The 18840-nt window shown below is 44.4% G+C and carries 15 protein-coding genes and 3 pseudogenes; 8 read left to right on the top strand and 10 right to left on the bottom strand.

Translation table 11 applies throughout. From position 1 onward, the window contains the following. The first annotated feature begins 63 nt into the window (after positions 1 to 63). The gene (locus AC4IE8_RS15925; protein WP_068995611.1) at positions 64 to 837 is read left to right on the top strand and encodes a tRNA threonylcarbamoyladenosine dehydratase; all 774 of its coding nucleotides are present in this window, start codon (positions 64 to 66) and stop codon (positions 835 to 837) included. 1 nt (position 838) lies between these two features. Here AC4IE8_RS15925 and AC4IE8_RS15920 read toward each other — a convergent pair whose 3' ends face one another. Next, positions 839 to 1435, bottom strand: coding sequence for a class I SAM-dependent methyltransferase (locus AC4IE8_RS15920; RefSeq protein WP_068995612.1), 597 nt, complete (start codon positions 1433 to 1435; stop codon positions 839 to 841). 81 nt (positions 1436 to 1516) lie between these two features. Beyond that, on the bottom strand, positions 1517 to 2143 hold the full coding sequence (locus tag AC4IE8_RS15915) for a DsbA family protein (protein WP_068995613.1): 627 nt from the start codon (positions 2141 to 2143) through the stop codon (positions 1517 to 1519). A 225-nt stretch (positions 2144 to 2368) separates the two neighbouring features. Here AC4IE8_RS15915 and AC4IE8_RS15910 point away from each other — a divergent pair, with 225 nt between their 5' ends. Together AC4IE8_RS15910 and AC4IE8_RS15905 are read left to right on the top strand one after the other, a co-directional pair. Then, a complete protein-coding gene (locus AC4IE8_RS15910; protein WP_490791451.1) occupies positions 2369 to 2890 on the top strand; it encodes a hypothetical protein in 522 nt (173 codons plus the stop codon). Positions 2891 to 2926: 36 nt separating this feature from the next. After that, positions 2927 to 3133 (top strand): hypothetical protein, encoded by a 207-nt coding sequence (locus AC4IE8_RS15905; RefSeq protein WP_490791450.1) that lies wholly within the window; start codon positions 2927 to 2929, stop codon positions 3131 to 3133. A gap of 22 nt (positions 3134 to 3155) precedes the next feature. On the opposite strand, the gene AC4IE8_RS15900 is transcribed toward AC4IE8_RS15905, so the two are convergent. The 5 genes and pseudogenes from AC4IE8_RS15900 to AC4IE8_RS15880 form a co-directional block, all read right to left on the bottom strand. Then, entirely contained in the window at positions 3156 to 3719 is a 564-nt protein-coding gene (locus AC4IE8_RS15900; RefSeq protein ID WP_490791449.1) for an ANTAR domain-containing response regulator, read from the bottom strand. Between the two features lie 302 nt (positions 3720 to 4021). Then, complete coding sequence (locus tag AC4IE8_RS15895) at positions 4022 to 5755, bottom strand: putative bifunctional diguanylate cyclase/phosphodiesterase (protein WP_490791448.1); 1734 nt, start codon at positions 5753 to 5755, stop codon at positions 4022 to 4024. 712 nt (positions 5756 to 6467) lie between these two features. Beyond that, positions 6468 to 6788, bottom strand: a pseudogene (locus tag AC4IE8_RS15890) (CZB domain-containing protein); the annotation flags it as partial. A 222-nt stretch (positions 6789 to 7010) separates the two neighbouring features. Continuing rightward, positions 7011 to 7592, bottom strand: a pseudogene (locus AC4IE8_RS15885) (methyl-accepting chemotaxis protein); the annotation flags it as partial. 102 nt (positions 7593 to 7694) lie between these two features. Next, positions 7695 to 8165, bottom strand: a pseudogene (locus AC4IE8_RS15880) (HAMP domain-containing protein); the annotation flags it as partial. A 1308-nt stretch (positions 8166 to 9473) separates the two neighbouring features. On the opposite strand from AC4IE8_RS15880, the gene AC4IE8_RS15875 reads away from it, so the two are divergent. Beyond that, a complete protein-coding gene (locus AC4IE8_RS15875) occupies positions 9474 to 9878 on the top strand; it encodes a TlpA family protein disulfide reductase (protein WP_490791447.1) in 405 nt (134 codons plus the stop codon). A gap of 46 nt (positions 9879 to 9924) precedes the next feature. Here the strand turns inward: AC4IE8_RS15875 and AC4IE8_RS15870 are convergent, their stop codons facing one another. The 3 genes from AC4IE8_RS15870 to lexA are packed head-to-tail and all read right to left on the bottom strand — an operon-like array spanning position 9925 to position 12305. Next, complete coding sequence (locus AC4IE8_RS15870) at positions 9925 to 10377, bottom strand: hypothetical protein (protein WP_068995619.1); 453 nt, start codon at positions 10375 to 10377, stop codon at positions 9925 to 9927. Between the two features lie 22 nt (positions 10378 to 10399). Beyond that, positions 10400 to 11668, bottom strand: coding sequence for a DNA polymerase Y family protein (locus tag AC4IE8_RS15865; protein WP_490791446.1), 1269 nt, complete (start codon positions 11666 to 11668; stop codon positions 10400 to 10402). A 37-nt stretch (positions 11669 to 11705) separates the two neighbouring features. Then, the gene (lexA, locus tag AC4IE8_RS15860) at positions 11706 to 12305 is read right to left on the bottom strand and encodes a transcriptional repressor LexA (protein ID WP_068995621.1); all 600 of its coding nucleotides are present in this window, start codon (positions 12303 to 12305) and stop codon (positions 11706 to 11708) included. 296 nt (positions 12306 to 12601) lie between these two features. Here lexA and AC4IE8_RS15855 point away from each other — a divergent pair, with 296 nt between their 5' ends. From AC4IE8_RS15855 to AC4IE8_RS15840, 4 genes are all read left to right on the top strand, one after another. Beyond that, positions 12602 to 12955 carry a hypothetical protein gene (locus tag AC4IE8_RS15855; RefSeq protein ID WP_068995622.1) on the top strand — a complete coding sequence of 118 codons (354 nt, stop codon included), beginning with the start codon at positions 12602 to 12604 and terminating at the stop codon, positions 12953 to 12955. A gap of 350 nt (positions 12956 to 13305) precedes the next feature. After that, entirely contained in the window at positions 13306 to 13995 is a 690-nt protein-coding gene (locus tag AC4IE8_RS15850; RefSeq protein ID WP_490791445.1) for a response regulator, read from the top strand. Positions 13996 to 14380: 385 nt separating this feature from the next. Next, positions 14381 to 15733, top strand: a complete 1353-nt coding sequence (locus tag AC4IE8_RS15845; RefSeq protein WP_490791444.1) for an ATP-binding protein — start codon at positions 14381 to 14383, stop codon at positions 15731 to 15733. Between the two features lie 179 nt (positions 15734 to 15912). Next, complete coding sequence (locus AC4IE8_RS15840) at positions 15913 to 18747, top strand: PKD domain-containing protein (protein WP_490791443.1); 2835 nt, start codon at positions 15913 to 15915, stop codon at positions 18745 to 18747. The last annotated feature ends 93 nt before the right edge of the window (positions 18748 to 18840 follow it).

Below are 18840 nucleotides of genomic sequence, written 5' to 3'. Positions count from 1 at the left end.
CTTGCTTGATACTGATGCTGCCTGTTTTATATACCATATCTTCTTATGAGTTGGTGGAAGTGAATGGATTACGCTAGGCGATTTTCTGGGATTTCGCGCTTGTATGGAAAGCAAGGCCTTGAATCTATACGGGATTCTAATGTGGCTGTAATTGGTGTTGGTGGGGTAGGTTCCTGGGCTGTGGAAGGATTAGCCAGAAGTGGTATTGGTAATATAAGCCTATATGATTTGGATCATGTGGCTGAGTCTAATATAAATCGTCAGCTTCCAGCGCTAGAGCATGAATTGGGTAAAGCTAAAGTTAAAGTTATGGCCCAAAGAGTAGGGCAGATTAATTCAGAATGCAGAGTTGAAGCAATTGAAGAGTTCATTGAAGCAAAAAACCTGCAACAATTAATCGGTAAAAAATTCGATTATGTAATAGACTGCATCGATAACTACCGAACCAAAGCCGCATTAATCGCTTATTGTAAAATTAATAAGTTACCGATAATTACGGTTGGTGGTGCTGGCGGACAAACTGATCCTACAAAAATATGTAAAATAGATTTGAGTCGTAGTGAACAAGATCCACTATTATCAAAAACCAGAAAGCTTCTTAGACAAAACTATAAGTTTCCTGCTAATTTGAAAAGACGATTTGGGGTACCTTGCGTATATTCCACTGAGCAACAGAAAGCACCTGCTGACTTGAGCTGTTTGGACAGTGATAAAGAATTTAAGAGTGATCTAAATTGTGCTGGTTATGGTTCTGTAATGACGGTTACCGCGACCTTTGGGCTGGTAGCAGTCTCGCATGTACTGAGTGTTTTGGCTGAAAAATCTAAATCAAAATAAACTATTGGGGTATCTTGCGAGCAAGCGCGACAGTATAGGTTTTTCCCTGTTTTAGTTTTTTATAGTCGCCAAAAACATCGGTTAGGTTACGTTTCATATATTGGCGTAAACCGTTGATAGTAACTACATATAGTTTTCCTCCAGGGTTGAGTTTCGAATATGCGTCATTGAGAATGAGCGTTAACATCTCTTTGCCTACCTTAGCTGGAATGTTCGAAGCGATTACATCAAACTTAGAGTTAGGATCTATATGATCGAAGCCATTACTCAAGATCGCTTTTGCATTTGTTAGGTTATTACGTTTTGCGTTTGCATTGGCGTAATCTACGGCCATAAAATCCTTGTCTACTAAAAGAGTTTTACCATCATAGGCGCGACTGGCCATATACAAACCAATAGGTCCATATCCACAACCAAGATCGAGGCAATTGTCCTCAGTCTGAATCTCGAGATGATTAACCAGGAGTTGTGTTCCGGCATCAATTTCCTTAGGGGAAAATATACCCCAAGTAGAGTGAAATATAAGTTGCTCACCCCCCAAGTCGGCAGAAAAAACGATATCTTTTCTAAGTTTATCCAGTTTGGTGCTATCTTGCATACGACTCTGTTGAAAAAAAGTTTGAACTCTCGGCAGTTGAGTTTATAACAGAGGAGTTAAGGATGCTATGTATATTTAACTTTAACTACTGATCTTAAGAAGAGTTTCCAATATAGTATTTTCATCCTGATATTCTATTGGAATTTTCTTATATCGGTTGTCTACTTTGAATACAAGTGAAGGAAAGCTGTAAATGCCCATAGATCTGGATTGTTCGATTTCAGACATGAGTTGTTTGGTGGTAGCATTGCTGTGAATAACATTTGAAAAAAGGGTACCATTGATTCCAATGTTAATGGCTAAACCTTCCAGTATATGATAATCAGAAGGGTTCATTGCTTTGATATAATAGGCCTGTTGTATGGCGTAGATCATATCTTCTTCTTTGGTGTGATCAATCTGTCGTGCTGCTATGACAGACCTACATGCAGGATATGTTGAGCGACGTGGTATGTTTTTTGTCCAGAATTCGTAGTTAAACTCAGTATCGGGTAGCTGCGATTGAATCAATTTCCAGGTTTCCATTATTTTGTTTTGCAAATCAACTTCCATTGGCTTGTCAGATTCAGGCGCCAAGCCACCTAAAAGGTAACTCGTTGTAATTTTAGAAGGTAATTTACTAAGTAGTCTATGGAGTGTAGGGCGAAATGCCCAGCACCAACTGCACATGGGATCATGTATATAGTATAAATGTTGATTTAAACTCATTAGTATAGGGGTCTTATGCTAGGAAGTAGTCTAAATAAATAGTAATAAGTGAAACTTAAAAAAGTACGTAGTATCATAAATGACTATAGTACACCTGCTATCGGTGTATCGATGAACTTTGGTTATAGACCATATTCCACTGATCGTTAACTAGTAAAAACCTAATAATATTAATAAAATAAAATATTAAGATAATAACTAAACAGAATATCAAAAGAACAGGGAGTGGTTACAACAGATATGATATCAAGGAAGAAAGTCATCGTTTTTAGTTTAATGTCATTTTTGTCTTTAACTTTGCATTCTGCAGACAATAATTGGCTAACATTGGAAAGCGATGGCGTACACATTCTTAAATTATATGGATTACCAAAAGGCGAATTTATCACTGTCAATCTATTTTTAACCGCTGTAAACGATGAGAAAGATGCAGTAAAGCTGTTTTATGCTTTCACGGATAAAGACAAGAAAAGACTATTCAGTATCGAAGATCAATACCATGTACAACTGACAGCGATACAAGGATTGTCGGTAATAACAACAATGAGGCGATCTACGAATCAAATTGGGAAATCGATTCTCGTACACTACCAGGCATTTTTCATAGAAAGTAGACACCAGTTTTGGTACGTAAGAACAGAGTTAAACGATAGTCTGAATTTATTGATGCAAAACTACAGTGAGATATTAGACCAAGCATTTAACATAATGAAAATAATAGAAATTAGAGATGAAATCGAACAGTAAATTAAAAAATATGATAGAGTAATCGTGAGTTTAACGATGAGTATACGAACTATCGGACCCGGTGTAGGTGTGTTAAAAACAGCTCTATTAACAAAAATCGCATTTTGGCTTACTGTGATTGGTATTTTTGCCTTAATTGCTCCAGATCCTGCCTGGCCAGAATGGCTTGCAAGAATGGTTCTTTCAACAGGAATCGCGCTAGGGTTGGTTACACTTGGCTTGTCTCTGTGGAAAAAAAAATAGATCGTTTCTCAAAATCAAAAGCCTATTTTGATGATATCGTATTGATTTTTTCCTCAGCATCCAGAATTTCCTGTGCAAGAACACGCAATTGAATCCTTTCAGACCTGGCTTTTTGGCGTAGCAATTCAAAAGCAGATTCTCGTTGCAGATTATGGCGTTCCATTAGAATACCAATAACGACATCAACCACTCTCCCTGTTTGAATTGCTTTGCTATATCTCTTTTCTGTCTCCTTCATGCGTCTTATATCGCTTACCCATTTCAAAGCGATATCTATGTCTGGTAAAAGATTAAGTATCTTTTCAGGATTACTTGAAGTTACTGATACCTTTTCTATTTCATGCTGACAAATGAATAGAAAAAGCACTCCTGATTCAAATAGGCTTCGCGTCAATTCAGATCCTTCATGATTATAATAGGTGTTGTCAAGTATGACTAAATCGGGATTAAAACTGTTGATAACTAGTAGTGCTTTCTCTTTAGAATTTGCAGTTTGTACATCACAATTAGCACTGACCAGAATATTATAAAGTCTGTCTATATTATTTTCATTGCTTGAGACTAAAAGAAGTTTTTTCTGGATCATTTTGCATGCTCTAAAATTAAACCATAATTATCAAGCAAGGTGGTCTTATCTTTTTTATTATATCTTGTTTGTGTTGGTTCAATCATCATAGTGTTCTTTAGGTATAAAAATTCACAAGCGTATATATTTGGTAAAAGCATAAATACACTAAGTACGGAATGATCCATAACTAGGTGTTTTCATGAATTAGCTATTGTATTCATATTGAATTAGTAATGGTGCTTTCTGTTGAGCAATATGTACGACATAAAAAATCAGAATAGCTTACCTGGTAAAGTATTAAACTGGCTGTCATACAGAAATTAAAGTTTCTGTCTATTGGTAGTGTTGCTACTGCGACTGATATTATCTGATTTGTCACTAATATAGTTGATGTTACCAGGAAACATGGATATTAAATTCTCTACTTTACAAGGAGAGCCAGTCAGGTAGCCTTGTGCATAATCACATTTAAGGCTTGATAAATACTTAAGTTGAGACTCGCTTTCAACACCTTCAGCTGTTATTGACATGGTTAAGTTATGGGCCATATTAATAATTGTTTCAATCATCTGGTTATTGCCACTATCAGTTTCAATTTTCGACGTAAAAGAGCTGTCAATTTTGAGCTTTTTGACACCAATTCGTTTGATGCTGTTAAGTGATGAATATCCTATTCCAAAATTGTCGATCACAATACGAACACCAATCCTATTCAGTTCATCAAATGTCTCAATATCATTTTGGGTCATTTCCATAATTGCCTTTTCTGTAATTTCAAGTTCTATTGAATTAGCAGATAAGTCTGTTTCGCTTATAATTTCTTCGATTGTTTTAATTAGTATTCCTGATTCTATCTGTATGCTGAATAAGTTAATTGCAATATTTACATTGATGCCATACGTTTTCCGCCAATCAGAAATTTCATGACACGCAGCTTTAATTGCCCAATAACTGAGTTGTATCAATAAGCCTGTCTCCTCAGCAATTGGTAAGAAAACGGATGGTGAAATCTCACCGTATTTCGGGTGTTTCCACCTTAATTTTGTTTCCAATGTAACAATTTTCCCAGAACTCATACAAAACTGGGGCTGATAAATCAATTCCAAATTACCTTTTGAAATGTCATGTCTAAGATTATTTTCAATGAGGAGTCTTTGTTGAAGTTGTTGGGCGATCTCATCCGAGTAGAAAGAATAGCAGTTTCTTCCAATCTCCTTGGCACGGTACATGGCACAGTCTGCTAGTCTTACCATGGCTTCACTATCCCTTGCGTGATCAGGAAACAGGCAAATACCAATACTGACAGAGATCTGTAACTCTCTATGGTCAATAGTATAGGGTGACTTAAAACAAGATTGGATCTTTTGCGCCACTGTCTCAGCATGATCAATGCTGGTTATACATGAGACAATGACTGCAAATTCATCACCACTCAATCGAGCAACCGTATCTGACTCTCTTAGACTGTTTCGTAGTCTGTATCCAATAGCGCTCAGTAGTTTGTCGCCAGTAAAGTGACCTAAAGCATCATTAATCTGTTTAAAACGATCCAGGTCAAGATAGAAAAGAGCTACTTTTCCTTTGTCTCTTATAGCTTGAGTCAAGGAGAGGTTAAGTCGATCTATGAATAGAGTTCTATTAGGTAGGCCGGTTAAATTATCGTAGTAGGCAAGCAGATGTATTTGATTCTCGATACTCTCTTGTTGGCTTATATCTGAAAAAACAGAAATATAATGAGTTGCATTACCATCAGGATCATTAAGCGTCGTTATATATTGCCATTGAGGGTAAATTTCACCATTTTTTCTACGATTCCAGATCGTACCTTGCCATTTTCCGGTTGACTTTAAGGTTTTCCACATACGTTGATAGAAATCAGCACTATGGCGACCAGATGAAAAAAGTTTTGGTGTTTTTCCAATCACTTGATCCAGACGGTAACCCGTAACTTCAGTAAAAACAGCATTAACTTCCACAATACGCAGTCTCAAGTCCGTTATAAAAATACCTTCCTTGAGGGCACCAATGATCTGTTTGGTGGTGAAATCATCCATGGAGATTTAAAAAAACCTGGTACTTTTTAAGTGTGTTATCTATCTAGCTGACTGTAAATAAAAATGTTAGATAAGCGTAGAGTATTTGAATGTACGCATCACAAAATTCTGCAGTGTATAGATCCGAAACAATTGATTACATTCCATCGACATATCCAATATGACAATTTTCACTTTATGTAAGGCGAGTTGAACGGCCAAACAAGATAACAATCAGTTGAAGAACTTTAACGTCAGGAGGCGGGGGAAAGGGCCAATCCAGTCAGTATCGCTGGGACAAGGCGATACGAATTCAATAAACTTGAAGTCTTACAGTCTAACTCAAGTTTAATTCTGTAACAAATCCTTTGAAAGACCTACCAGAAAAGTCAAGAAAGCGTTAATAACAAGAATTAAACTCAGAATATGTTGACATGTGAAATGGGATACATATTGTACATATTAACAATAAGATTAAACCAGAACAGAATTGTTAAATACCCAGTATAACAGTGAGATACTGGGTATCCTGGTGATGAGATCGAGTCTCTTTTTCAGTTAACTTAAAAGTTGTATCGATTATCTTTTAACATGAGCATTATCTGAATTGCTACGCTGTCCTTTGGTGAGCCCGTTGAGTCATGGTTAAATCCTGAAACATTGCTCAAATTTTGTAGCGAGCGGAGAGGCTGCAAAACCACACAGATTGTAAAACAGCACCCTCATAGACAGCTCATGCTGCTTTATCATCTCTATCAATCGATCTTTCAACCTGCTCAAGAAGGTTTATAATCGTAGAGGATAGTGGGGCTATTTTAGTATAAAGTGCTTCAGCCTCATTACTCTGACCACTCTTCTTTTTTTCGATAATCTTCTTGATTAATTGATGCAACTCTTGATGCGGTTTTTCTATTGAACGCATTTCAGGAATGTCGCCATATTGGTCCAATCCATCGCTGTAATACCACTTACCCAATACACAGTCATGATGTGAAACCGCCTCTTCGTGAGAGAGGGATGACAGACCATCTAAAAAAGAACGAAGCCTTGCTTTCCAAGCCAGATGAGCCGATTTAGCCGCACTAAAATCAAGCCCGCTATCTCCTGAAAACTTAAATTGTTGTATTACGCTCTGTAAGGTAGAGGCCAGATTGCCCAGTGAATTGACTGTCGCGGCTGTTGAATTGGCCTCATCAGCATTCAGTTTACTGCTGTCCTTGATGCTACAGATGTTCTTGTTGATCTCATCCGCTACAGTACATTGTTGCTCGGCAGCTGTGGCAATTTGAGTATTCATTTCACTGATTGTTTCAACGGCCTGATTAATAGTAGCCAGAGATTTCAGTGCATCATCGGTCAATTGAACATTAATATTAACTTTTTCCCGACCAGCCGACATGACTGATACCGCTTCCTGAGTGCCGTTCTGAAGCGACTGAATCATATTCTCAATCTCGCCCGTTGACTCGTGAGTTCTGGTAGCCAGGCTCCTTACTTCATCGGCTACCACAGCGAATCCTCGGCCCTGTTCGCCAGCACGGGCAGCTTCGATTGCAGCATTCAGTGCTAATAGATTGGTCTGCTCAGCAATACTTTTGATTACATCAAGAACGCCACCGATTCGCAGACTCTCCTGTTCCACATTAAGAATTGAGTCTTCTGCCAGTTTAACCTCGTCGGCAAGCTCCTTTACAGCAACAGATGTTTTTCGAACAATAGTACACCCACTGTGCGCCTCCTTGTTTGCAGTCAAAGCGGATTGCTCTGCAATCGATGCATTTTTAGCTACATCGCTGATACAGGCAGTCATTTGACTCATTGCAGTTGCAACCTGTTCAGTTTGTGCCTCTTGATTCAATATGCCTTTAATTATCTGATTGGTATTGTCGGAGGTTTGTGCTACAGACTCTATGACAGATTCAGTGGAGTGAGCAGTTTGTTTGATTAAATCACGAATTTTGCTGACAAAAACATTGAAACAAGAAGCCAGTTGGGCTAACTCATCACGACCTGACTGGTCTAATGTAATCATCAGATTACCATCTCCATCTGCAATGTTCTGCATGGTACTCGCCGTTTTCATGATGGGTTTGGATATGGAATTGGCAATAAACCAACTGATCGCAATACCTAAGGTTAATCCAAGGATGAACAAAGCAATCACTAGTTCAATTACAAATTGTGTACTTTCTCTTAATGAGGAACTTGTTTGATTGATAGAAGATTGAAGCTGACTGACAAGGCTAGACAGGTTACCTTGGATTGACTGAAGGTTGACGTTAAGGTTGTTACGCACCAGTGCAGCATCACTACGCCACTCGTCTCCCCCATGGATCTCAAGCAGTTTGGCATAGTGGTTTTTAAAAGTGACTACACTGTCTGTAATCCCTGTAATTGAATCGAGCTGATCCAGCGTCAAAAGGTCATCCATCTTTAGCAGCTTTTGTAACAGTGATTCAGCCTGTGTAAGATAGAGGTCAATGTTATTAATATTGTTGTCACTTCTAAAAGCGAGATAACCCCTAATTCCGTTAATAACCTGACTCCAGCTATATCTTAATTCGCTCAGATCAACGAGTAACTGTTTACGTTCTTCAGATGCATATTCATCCACTTCAGTCAGGATCATTTGAGATGCTAATTGCATCACCGTGCGATTGATCGGGTTTATGTGCTGATTCGCATAGTCGATCCCTGGGAAATTTTTTTCGAACGAAGAAGTTTTTTGTTTCAATAGCTTGGTCGTTGCTTCAAATGCACCAATATTATCTCTAAGGGAATTTAAAGGCTGATTGAAGTCAATCTCAGGATTTCGTACAGTTGCCTGTCTGAGTTCCTGCAATATTGCTTTAAAGTTTTTGATCGCTATTGTGTAATTCTGCAGATGGTACTGTTCTTTGGTTACCATAAAGAAACCAAGTGACGCGGTAGCCTGTTCAATATGGAAGGTGAGATCTTTTGCTAATAAAAGGGTGGGCTGACTGTCTGTGACTACCTTCTCAACATCACTATTAACCCCTTTTAGGCTGATAAGAGTTACTGCTGTACTGATTGAAAAGAGCGCAAGAACCAGCCCGAAACCAAGCCATAGTTTTGTCTTGATTGATGAAAATATAGAGACAACTTGCATGTCGTTCTCCTGGAATTACCCTATAAAACAATTTTTTACCTGTTATATTTATTATTTAGCCAGGTAAAATTGTTGAGTCCCTACAAGCCGCCTGTAGGCATGATTAAATTGCTACAACTTGTCTGGAATCCAGAAGATTTCCTTGAAGAACCGCTGATATGTTCATCAACAGAGGTGTTTCACGAGAGCTGCTTTTGGTCGCACCGGTTTGAATGTATCAGAGACTCCCTGTTTCTTTATTTGATTCCATTTTCATAATCAATAGTCGACGTTGACTGTAAAAACTTTAAGAATTTTATGACTGAGAAGTTAAGAAGTACATTTCACAGAATTCACTCATGCTACTGAACCGAGTAAAACCTGCTACTGTAAAGACTAACTCATTGGAAACGCTGAGCTGCCACAAAATAAACGGTCTAATATAGAACGCCTTGGTATTATGAATTAAATGAGTATGAGATGGTCGGAACCCGAGTTTTTACCTGTATAACAATCATCAGACAGGGTTCTGGGATGATATTTGGGTTTTTACTGTTTCTGTTCTGTCAAATGGGAAATGCGGGATGGTTGGAAGCGGTTAAGCTACCCACTTTACCAGCAAAAATTGAATTGAATGACCTTAATGAGGTGCCGCACAAACTATCTGAAGCGAAAGGGAAGGTGGTGCTGATTAATTTTTGGGCGAGCTGGTGTCCACCCTGTGTCGAGGAGATGCCTTCATTGATCAGGCTTGTAGAACAGTTGAAAACGGATGATCTGCAGGTGTTTGCAGTTAATGTCAATGAGAATAGAAACCGGGTTGCACGTATTGCCAGTAAGTTGGGATTCAACTTTCCAGTGCTGCTTGATGCTACTAAATCGGTGGCTAAGGATTGGCGGATCAAGGTTTATCCCAGCAGCTTTCTGATCGACAAACAAGGCTTTTTGAGATTTAAGGCGATTGGTCCTGTCGTGTGGGATAGTGAAGAGTCAATCACTCAGGTTCATCAGCTGTTGTCAGAACCCTACCCATAGAATCAATCGATTGATCCACCGGGCCAGCTTTCTGATTTCAAAAGGATTATTGATTAAAATGGCCTGTGATGAACGACTTCGAGCGGGTGCCGGCACTGAGTATTCTCGGCCAGCGCTCATACTCTGAGTCTTCCAGTTCCGGCGTGATGGTGACGACATAGACGCGTCGTTCATGCTGCCAATGAGCGATCAGCCCTTGGATCCATTTACCGGAGGTGACGTCGAACCAGCGTCGCGCTCCTTCGAAATCGATTTCCATGAACTGGCGGATATCGAGTTTTACCGGTAGTGGACGCCAGCGATCCCAATGTCCACCATAGATGGCATCGAGCCTGGCCCATCCGCCCAGCGGCAGCTTGCCAGCTTGTTGTTTTCTTCTGCCCCAGGGCAGGAGTGCTATATCACCCTGTTTTTTTCGAACCGGCAGGCAAGCACGGGAATCGGCAAATGCCGTACGAAACTCTTGATGGTTAAAAGTGTAGTAGACAGCGGTACACATCTTGTCAGATCAGGATCCTGGTTCAGGATTCAGAGTGATTCATCAGAATCGTCTCTCTGTGGCCAAACGGCTTCCAGGCAGGTGCGATCACATTCGGCATTTTGGAGCGGCCGAGCAGGCGGGTGGGGGCCAGCGTAAACTCCCCGTAGCGTTGGTTGACCTCATCTATCGCCTGGTCGAGACGCTCCCGCTGCTGCTGTCCAGGATTCAGGAAGTCCCTCTGGTAGCCGGTAGGTTTGGGGTCCAGGGCTGTGACCTGCACCTGAAAGCAGCCTTCTCCTGCCCAGTGGTTGTTCAGTAAATCCTCACACATGGCGAGAATATCCGGGCCGTGATCCGTAGGTGGGTCGCAATGGTATTTGCGGCTCAGGACACCGCCCTCAAGCCGCAGGCCGATGTAGAAGTGGCTGGCGCGAAACTGATGCAGTCGCAGCCGCGCTGCTACCTTTTCAGTCATGTGTAACAGAAAGGTGTCGATAATCTTCCGGTCTCTGGTATCGGGGGGCATGACTTTGCCGTGGCCGATGGATTTGGGTGCGTCGATATCGGTATGGACCGGTTCGGGGTCGAGCCCCTGGGCCATCAGCCAGATGCGTCGCCCCGGGTTACCGAAGCGGCGGCCGATTTCGCCGATCGGCAGGCGCTGCATGTCAGCGCAGGTATAGACGCCCCGCTCAGCCAGATAGCGGCCGATTCCCCGGGCGATACCGCACAGTTCGGTGACCGGAAGTTCAGCCAGTGTGGCACGGGCCAGGCTGGGGGGGATCAGGGTCAGCCCGTTGGGTTTCTGTCGTTTTGCCGCGTATTTGGCGGTGGTTCTATCACCACTCACGCCGACTGAGCAGACCATGCCCCCGGATGCTTCGGATACGGCCCGTTTGACCTGGTGAGCGATTTGCCGGGGAGTACCGAGCAGGCGTTGGCAGTGGGTGACGTCGAGAAAAGCCTCATCCACGGAAAAGATCTCCAGATCGGGGGTGATCTCTGCCAGCGCTGTCATGATGCGGGATGAGACCTGTGCATAGCGTTGTGGATTGGCAGGAACCTGCCTGAATCCGGGGCAGAGGCGTTTCGCCTCTTTCAGACGCATACCGGTACGTACCCCAAACGCTCTGGCCTCGTAGGAACTGGTGATAATGCAGGTTCCCTGGGCGCCATTGGTGATGCCGATTGGAATACCCTGCAGCTCGGGATGGTCAATCTGTTCCACGCTACAGAAGAAGGCATTCATGTCCACCAGGATGATAGCGCGGGACCAGTGGGCGTCTGGGCGTGTGTCGTCAAGTTGCATGGGATTCGTGTTAACGGGCCCTGGCCCTAAGATAGGGTTAGTGATACTGGCGGAGTTGACATACCAGTACCCCTTGAATCCTTACCCGGTCTGCGGAGTAGATCATGGGGGCGATCTCAGAATTCTCGGCAATCAGCTTGATACGACCGCTGTTGAGTCGTCTGAGTCGCTTCAAAGTGGCCTCCTGGTCGTCGATCAAAGCCACGACAATGGCGTTGTCGTCGGCGGTGTCACGGCGTTCGATAATCACCAGGTCACCGTCGAGGATGCCGATATCGATCATCGAGTCGCCTTTGACCTGGAGGGCGTAGCGGTTGGCACCGGCCAGGTATTCGGCCAGATCAAGGCGCTCCTGCCCAACGATGGCTTCGATCGGTTGACCGGCGGCAATGCTGCCCAGCAGGGGCAGGCTGTATTTGGACTGTTCTTCGTCATCCACCAGTTCGATACCCCGTTTGCGGCCTGGAATCAGGCGGATGCGCCCGGCTTCGGCCAGTGCCTGTACATGACGGTGAGCGGTGCCTTTGGAGGTAATGCCGATCCCCTCGGCGATTTCAATCAGTGATGGGGCATATCCACGCCGTTTCAGGTAGCGGCGGATAAAAGCCAGAGTTTTATGTTGTGTGGCTGTGAGCATATACTGTTCTCTAAAAGTTCTAATCTCCAGTGCCTGAAGTATAGAACATTATGAGAACAAAAGAAATGGCGTGGCGATAGCTGAATAATGAGTGGATCAGCGTGACGCCGGGCCGTTGGCAGCCGGGTGTTTCAGAAGACCGGCGAGCTGGATGATGGTGTGAGGCTGATGGCAGTGCAAGCCTCTGATATCACGTATTAATGTCGGGCGGTAGAGCAGGTGCTAACTATCCCTGTTATTCGGTCGAGAAATTTTCTATAATTGCATGATAATTAAAAGATAATTTGGGAGGGACTATGCCTAACCGAGTTTTGCAGCGTCTGGCGTTGGTGCTCGCGATCGTGATGTTGACTCTGTGGGGAGTGATTCTGATTGTTGATCCGTATCTGATTGTCGGCTTTTTCAGCAACGAGCCGGTGAATCAGGCATTTGCTGGGATGATGGGGGCCGCCTTATTGGGATTGGCATTTATCTCCCTGGCTGGGGTGACGCAGTGGATGCAGACACCGAGGGCCTTGGGGATCGCAATGGGAATTCTGGTGGTGGAGACGGCCTATTTGATGCTGGGTAGTGGTGTCATGCTGGTGACCCTGCCCACAACAATCAGCCTGGTTACAGCGGCAGCGGTGGCCTTCTTTCTGCTGGTTTGATTGGTCCTGCTAATCTTCATATTGTTTAATATAGGTATGGTCTATTGTTAGCCAGGGCATTGCTTTGGTGGCGATGGGTTAGGAATAGGGTTCGTAACGTGCCCTGTTTCACATTTCCAATATTATAAATTTACAAAATTTTGGTATATAATTCCCAATAATGACCCTGCTGTCCAGCTGGCTTGCTATGCTATTACATGGCATTTCACCATAGGTGCCATAGATTTGTCGTGTAATCGGATGGACGGCATAAATTCAATACCGGGTGTGGGGCACTCAAATGTTGTTTGAATTGAGTATTGGAAGGAGCCTCTCGCCTGGTCCGTGACATATTGTTGCGCGGGGGACGTATGTCAGTCGATATGAACCTGTTATTGGTTGAAGACGATGAGATGCTGGGGGATGGCATTAAAACGGTGATGGAGCGCCGGGGCATGAGTATCGATTGGGTACGCGATGGGCTGTCCGCGATGAAATCGGTGAAAAGTGTCCATTACGACGTTCTGTTACTCGATCTGAACATTCCCTGGCTGTCTGGACTTGAAGTACTGGCCAGACTGCGATCTGAAGGTAATCTGATTCCGGTGCTTGTATTGACCGCTCGATCTGAGGTGGTTGATCGGGTAAAGGCGCTCGATGGGGGGGCTGACGATTATGTAGTCAAGCCTTTCGATATCGATGAACTATGTGCCCGGATTCGTGCACTTCATCGGCGTCATAGTGGTCAGGAACCGGAAATGCTTCGGCATGGTGATTTGGTATTGGATCCTTCTGCGCATACTGTAACCATTCAAAATAGCGCTATATCACTTTCCGCAAAAGAGTTCGATATCCTCCATAGCTTGATGGAGAACATGGGCAGAGTCATGTCACGTCGCAAGCTGAGTGAGAAAGTCTATTGTCTGGAAGATGATGTGGAGAGCAACGCCATAGAAGTGCATATCCATCATTTACGAAAAAAGCTCGGCGACCATCCGATTCGTACCGTGAGAGGAGTCGGATATGTGATTGAGAAACCTGGCCTGCTCGCTAAGCGATAAAGAACAATTAATAACTATCAACAATCTATTAAGAATTATCAGCAAGCTGATTGAACTCGTTACTGATAACAAAAACTCCAAATGGGATTGTAGTATCAGTGAAGTGGTTTGGGCAGACCACTACGATCTCGATTATGTTGCTCCTTGCACACGTACGTGAGACAACATTGGCTGAGTATTTCACCGATCTCAATACAGAAACGGGATATAGCATCAGTTTCATACCAGCTTATAATCAGAAGTGCGAGCTAGCTTTTATGACTTCGATGTGCAATTCGCCAAGGGAGTAATTGTGGATGTATCATACCTGAATCAAAGTATGCTCGGCATCTTCCGGATGGCTGATTAAGGTATCGGGTAAAACTGTTCAACCAGGGGAGGTGAAATGATTATCCGCTCAATTCGCTTGCGATTGCTGGTGATGATTTCCCTCTCCATTCTGCTGTTATGGGGCACTACCTTTGGCTTTACCTGGTGGCGAACCAGCCGAGATATCAATCTGGTCTACGATGCGGAATTGAAACTGGTGGCAGAGCTGTTGGCTGTTGCTACGGAGCATGAGCTGGAAGAGCTGGATCTTGAGGATTACCAGATCAATTTGAGTGAGTCGGGTTACGACTTTCCACTGTTGCTTCAGGTATGGTCCGATGATAATAAACTGGTTATTCAGGGGCCCGGGACACCAGGTTATGTGCTTACTTCATCGGTTGATGACGGCTACTCAGATAGTGAATTCGATGGCGAAGGTTGGCGGGTTTATACCCTTAATATTACAGAATACAACTATCGGGTTCATGTCGCCCGAGGTCATGCTGCCAGTGAAGCACTGGTCAGTTCATTCGTTCAGGATGTGGTGAAACCGCTGCTGATCGTACTCCCTCTTTCAGGCATGCTCTGGTTCATAATTCAGCAGGGATTCAGACCATTACGCTCAGTATCGCGACTGATTGGTGAACGGGATTACGACTATCTTAATCCGGTAATAACGGAGCATATTCCAGAAGAGGTGGCAGATCTTGTCGATGAATTGAATGCACTGCTGGCAAGGCTTAAAGTCTCGATTGAGCGGAATAATCGTTTTACCGCTGATGTGGCGCATGAATTGCGTACCCCGATTGCCGGTATGCTTGTGCAGATGCAATCGAGCGTTACCGGTCGTACCGATGAAGAGCGCGAAAAGGGATTGGCTCAAATAAACAAAGGATTGAACCATCTTAATCATGTAGTGAAACAACTACTGATACTTGCATCGATAGAACCGGAAAAAATCAGAATGCAGTTTGAAGTATTCGATTTGATCTCTGTAGCAGAAGAGGTCCTGTCCGATATATCACCAATGGCTCTCAGTAAACAAGTTGAAATGGAGCTGATAGCCAATGATCAGATTAAGCTGAATGGCAATCGGGAAATGCTTGCGATTATGCTAAGTAACCTGGTGACCAATGCCCTGAAGTTTACACCCAGTGGTAACAAGATTTCTGTTTCCATAAAAAATCACTATAAGGGTGTTGAGCTTGCTGTAGAGGACTCTGGTCCGGGTATTCCGGATGATAAGAAAAAATGGGTATTCGAACGCTTGAACCGACTCCCTGGAGAGACAGAATCAGGGAGTGGATTAGGCTTGTCTATTGTTAAGGAAATTTGCGAATTGCATCAGGGAATTATCACCTTACAGGACCGTAAAGACGAACACGGATTAATTGTGAACCTGTTCCTCCCGCACTTAAGACAATCTTAAGTATAGACTGCTAATTTTTGCTTTAGTTGTTTCGCCACGCATGTCGTGCATGGAGCCTACATCTCACTTTATAGATGTATTGCATATAGGCGTAAAACCTTAGTAAACAAACGACTATCAAGGTTATCAAGTCTATGAACAGAGCAAACAAATGGACAAGAGCAATCTTCTATTCCTTAATGCCTTTAGGGTTTCTGGCACTAGCTTCCAATAATCTCTCTGCAAGTGATAGTAAAAGTGAAAGTGAGGATGAGTATTTCACCATAAAGAAAGCGATATGGAAGTATGAAGAGAACCGGTTGATTGTAAAAGGCAAGGGTGGGGAAGACCTCGAAGTTGTTCTCATGAATGCGGCAACCGAGGATGTTCTGGAGAGTGTCGTTTCCAAAGACGATGACTGGCGCTTCAAGATCAAGATAGAAGACGACACAGATGTCCCCTGTAAAGTCAGTGCAAAACGTAGTGCTGATGGAGCCATGGAGGAGATGCGCGTAAAGGATGCACCGGATCATTGTAAAGGTGATATGGGAGGTGGCGATGGCAACATGCCACCGATAGCCAATGCCAATGGGCCCTATGCAGGCAGCCCGAATGAGGCGGTTGGCTTTTCAAGTGAGGGTTCCAGTGATCCGGAAATGGGTGACTTGGTTTATCTGTGGGATTTTGGTGACGGCAATACCAGTAATGAACCCAACCCATCTCATGTTTTTAGCGAAATAGGTATCTTTCAGGTGATGCTTACTGTGAAAGATAGCGAGGGTGCCGTTACCGAAGTAATGACTGTTGCATCGATTCTGGAGGGTGGTCAACCAACTGCCGTATCGATCAATTCAACCAGCCAGAACGGCATACCGGGTGACCCGGTTCCAGAGCAGCCACTAATCAATACCGACGGTTATCGTGTATTTGCAGTCAATGATCTGGGCATGCACTGCGGTGATTTCGATACCCGTATTTCAAGCATCCTGCCACCATTCAATGTGCTCCATGCGACAGTGATCAAGCGCGGTCTCGAACCGCAGATCCTGGGCCCAAATGATGTGGATGTTTACTATTCAGCGGCTTCAAACCCACAGGACCCGATCATTACGACTGGTCAGAATTCAGCACAATCCGGTCCGGTTTATTCGAGCAGAAATGTAAACACCGGCGAGGTCTTCAAGACCAACTTCTGGGATGTGGCCCGGGACGCCTACGATCCTTTCTATCCACCGGGTATCCTTCCGGCTTTCTATCCGGCCGGTCCGGTAGAGGGTATTCTCGATCTGGGTCTGCCCATGCCTAACGTTGAGCAACTCTATCTGGGGGATTTCGCTCTCTCAGCTGAGCAACAGGCAATGCCTGGTCGTCATGGTCCCTATGTGGAAAATGCGCTTGAGAAGTTCGAGGCTTTTGTGACGGATCAGCCCTTCTTTATCGATATGTTTCCTGCCCTGGGACTGGATAGGAACTTCCAGTTCGGTTATGTGGTGGAGAACGTGAACTGGTTTGAAGCGCCTGGTATACCGATCAGTGCATTTGATGATTTCGGCCTGGAAAATCCATGGCCTCTCTATCGCGTCCAGGCCAAGCAGGGTGAGACCATTCTGGCCTCAGTGGATACGGTCGTGCCAATCTCCGGAGAAGCCAATTGCGGCGCCTGTCACGGGGCGGATGTGGATGGTGGTAATGGCCTGGCAACGGCAGCTTTAACCAATGTGGCATCATCCCTGGATGATCCAATGTATGAAATGGTGCCGGACGAAGTCAGTAAGGAGTATGCAACGGATCTTAATCTGGTCCGTCTGCATGATCAGAAGCATGGCACTGATCTGGAGAATCAAACCCCGGTGGTCTGTCAGCAGTGTCACTACACACCGGCACTCGATCTGGCGCAACTCGGTCCGTTGGGACCGGAGTTCGATCCCTATGGCGGTTTTGCCAATGGTCGGAATCAGATTTCCGTGAAGAGTATGTCCAATGTCATGCATAGCCACCATGGCAGCCTCACTGATGCGGGTGGAGAGCCGATCTTTCCGGATATGCCGGATGCCATCAAGGATGAGTTTGGTGTTGTCTCAAATCATCAGGAGCGCCGCGAAATACTGCAGGAGACCTGCTACCAGTGTCACCCTGGTCGACGTACCGATTGTCTGCGTGGCGCCATGTCCAATGGCGGTATGCTCTGTCAGGACTGTCATGGCGATATGATGCAGGTCGGTAGTGATTTTACCGATAATGTTACCCCGGATAATCCTGGTGACTTTGATCTGGGTGGCGATTTCTACGATATAACCGCCGTCCCGCAACAACCCCGGGTGCCCTGGGCCAATGAGCCTGGCTGTGGTTCCTGCCATACCGGTGATGCGATGGATAATATGGCTGGTATGCCTGGTACGGTGGTGAACCCCGCCGATACCGATAGCAATCCGGACAACATCCGGCTCTTCAAAGCCTATCGCTCAGATGACGATAAAGCCACTCCGATCGTTCCGAGTAACAAGCGCTTTGCTGAAAACAGTATCGAGGTGGATAACCCGGCGGTAACCGGCCCCGAGGATCCACGCATCGGTAATCCCATGCTCTATCGTGTCAGCGTGGGGCATGAAGGGATCTTCTGTGAAGCCTGTCATGGCGCAACACACGGTATTTGGCCGAACAAGCATGATGCTGCCAATGATAACGTGGCCGCCAATCAACTGCAGGGCCATAAAGGCACCATAATCGAGTGCAGTACTTGTCATGAAGGTGATTTAGGTAATACCCTCGGTGGTCCTCATGGTATGCACCCTGTCGGCAACACCCGATTTGCTGATGGTGGGCATGGTGATATGGCAGAGAATAACTCTGGCGAGTGTAAGGCATGTCATGGTCCGGACGGACTGGGTACCGTACTCTCAAGAATGGCAGTTACCCGCAATCTGGAGTGTGATTCCAGCACTGCATTCTGCCCCGACGGAAATAGCGCCACTTTCGAGAAAGGCTACATGGTTGGCTGCGTTGAATGCCATGAGAATGAAATAAACCACGATTGAGAATCAGGTAGTTTACCCTTACCCGCGTGTTTCCCCTCACGCGGGTTTTTTTTGTCTGTTGATTCTGTAGCAACCCCTGAACAGTTCATCAGC

The sequence above is a fragment of the Candidatus Thiodiazotropha sp. AKAK2 genome (assembly GCF_058244685.1).
The sequence above is the reverse complement of the archived record's forward strand: the minus strand, read 5'-3'. Positions and strand labels throughout refer to the sequence as shown.

Bases quoted from the DNA above. Each gene is read 5' to 3' on its own strand.
- AC4IE8_RS15925 (WP_068995611.1), top strand. From the start codon at position 64: ATGGATTACGCTAGGCGATTTTCTGGGATTTCGCGCTTGTATGGAAAG.
- AC4IE8_RS15920 (WP_068995612.1), bottom strand. From the start codon at position 1,435: ATGCAAGATAGCACCAAACTGGATAAACTTAGAAAAGATATCGTTTTT.
- AC4IE8_RS15915 (WP_068995613.1), bottom strand. From the start codon at position 2,143: ATGAGTTTAAATCAACATTTATACTATATACATGATCCCATGTGCAGT.
- AC4IE8_RS15905 (WP_490791450.1), top strand. From the start codon at position 2,927: ATGAGTATACGAACTATCGGACCCGGTGTAGGTGTGTTAAAAACAGCT.
- AC4IE8_RS15900 (WP_490791449.1), bottom strand. From the start codon at position 3,719: ATGATCCAGAAAAAACTTCTTTTAGTCTCAAGCAATGAAAATAATATA.
- AC4IE8_RS15895 (WP_490791448.1), bottom strand. From the start codon at position 5,755: ATGGATGATTTCACCACCAAACAGATCATTGGTGCCCTCAAGGAAGGT.
- AC4IE8_RS15870 (WP_068995619.1), bottom strand. From the start codon at position 10,377: ATGTGTACCGCTGTCTACTACACTTTTAACCATCAAGAGTTTCGTACG.
- AC4IE8_RS15865 (WP_490791446.1), bottom strand. From the start codon at position 11,668: ATGCAACTTGACGACACACGCCCAGACGCCCACTGGTCCCGCGCTATC.
- lexA (WP_068995621.1), bottom strand. From the start codon at position 12,305: ATGCTCACAGCCACACAACATAAAACTCTGGCTTTTATCCGCCGCTAC.
- AC4IE8_RS15855 (WP_068995622.1), top strand. From the start codon at position 12,602: ATGCCTAACCGAGTTTTGCAGCGTCTGGCGTTGGTGCTCGCGATCGTG.
- AC4IE8_RS15850 (WP_490791445.1), top strand. From the start codon at position 13,306: ATGTCAGTCGATATGAACCTGTTATTGGTTGAAGACGATGAGATGCTG.
- AC4IE8_RS15845 (WP_490791444.1), top strand. From the start codon at position 14,381: ATGATTATCCGCTCAATTCGCTTGCGATTGCTGGTGATGATTTCCCTC.
- AC4IE8_RS15840 (WP_490791443.1), top strand. From the start codon at position 15,913: ATGCCTTTAGGGTTTCTGGCACTAGCTTCCAATAATCTCTCTGCAAGT.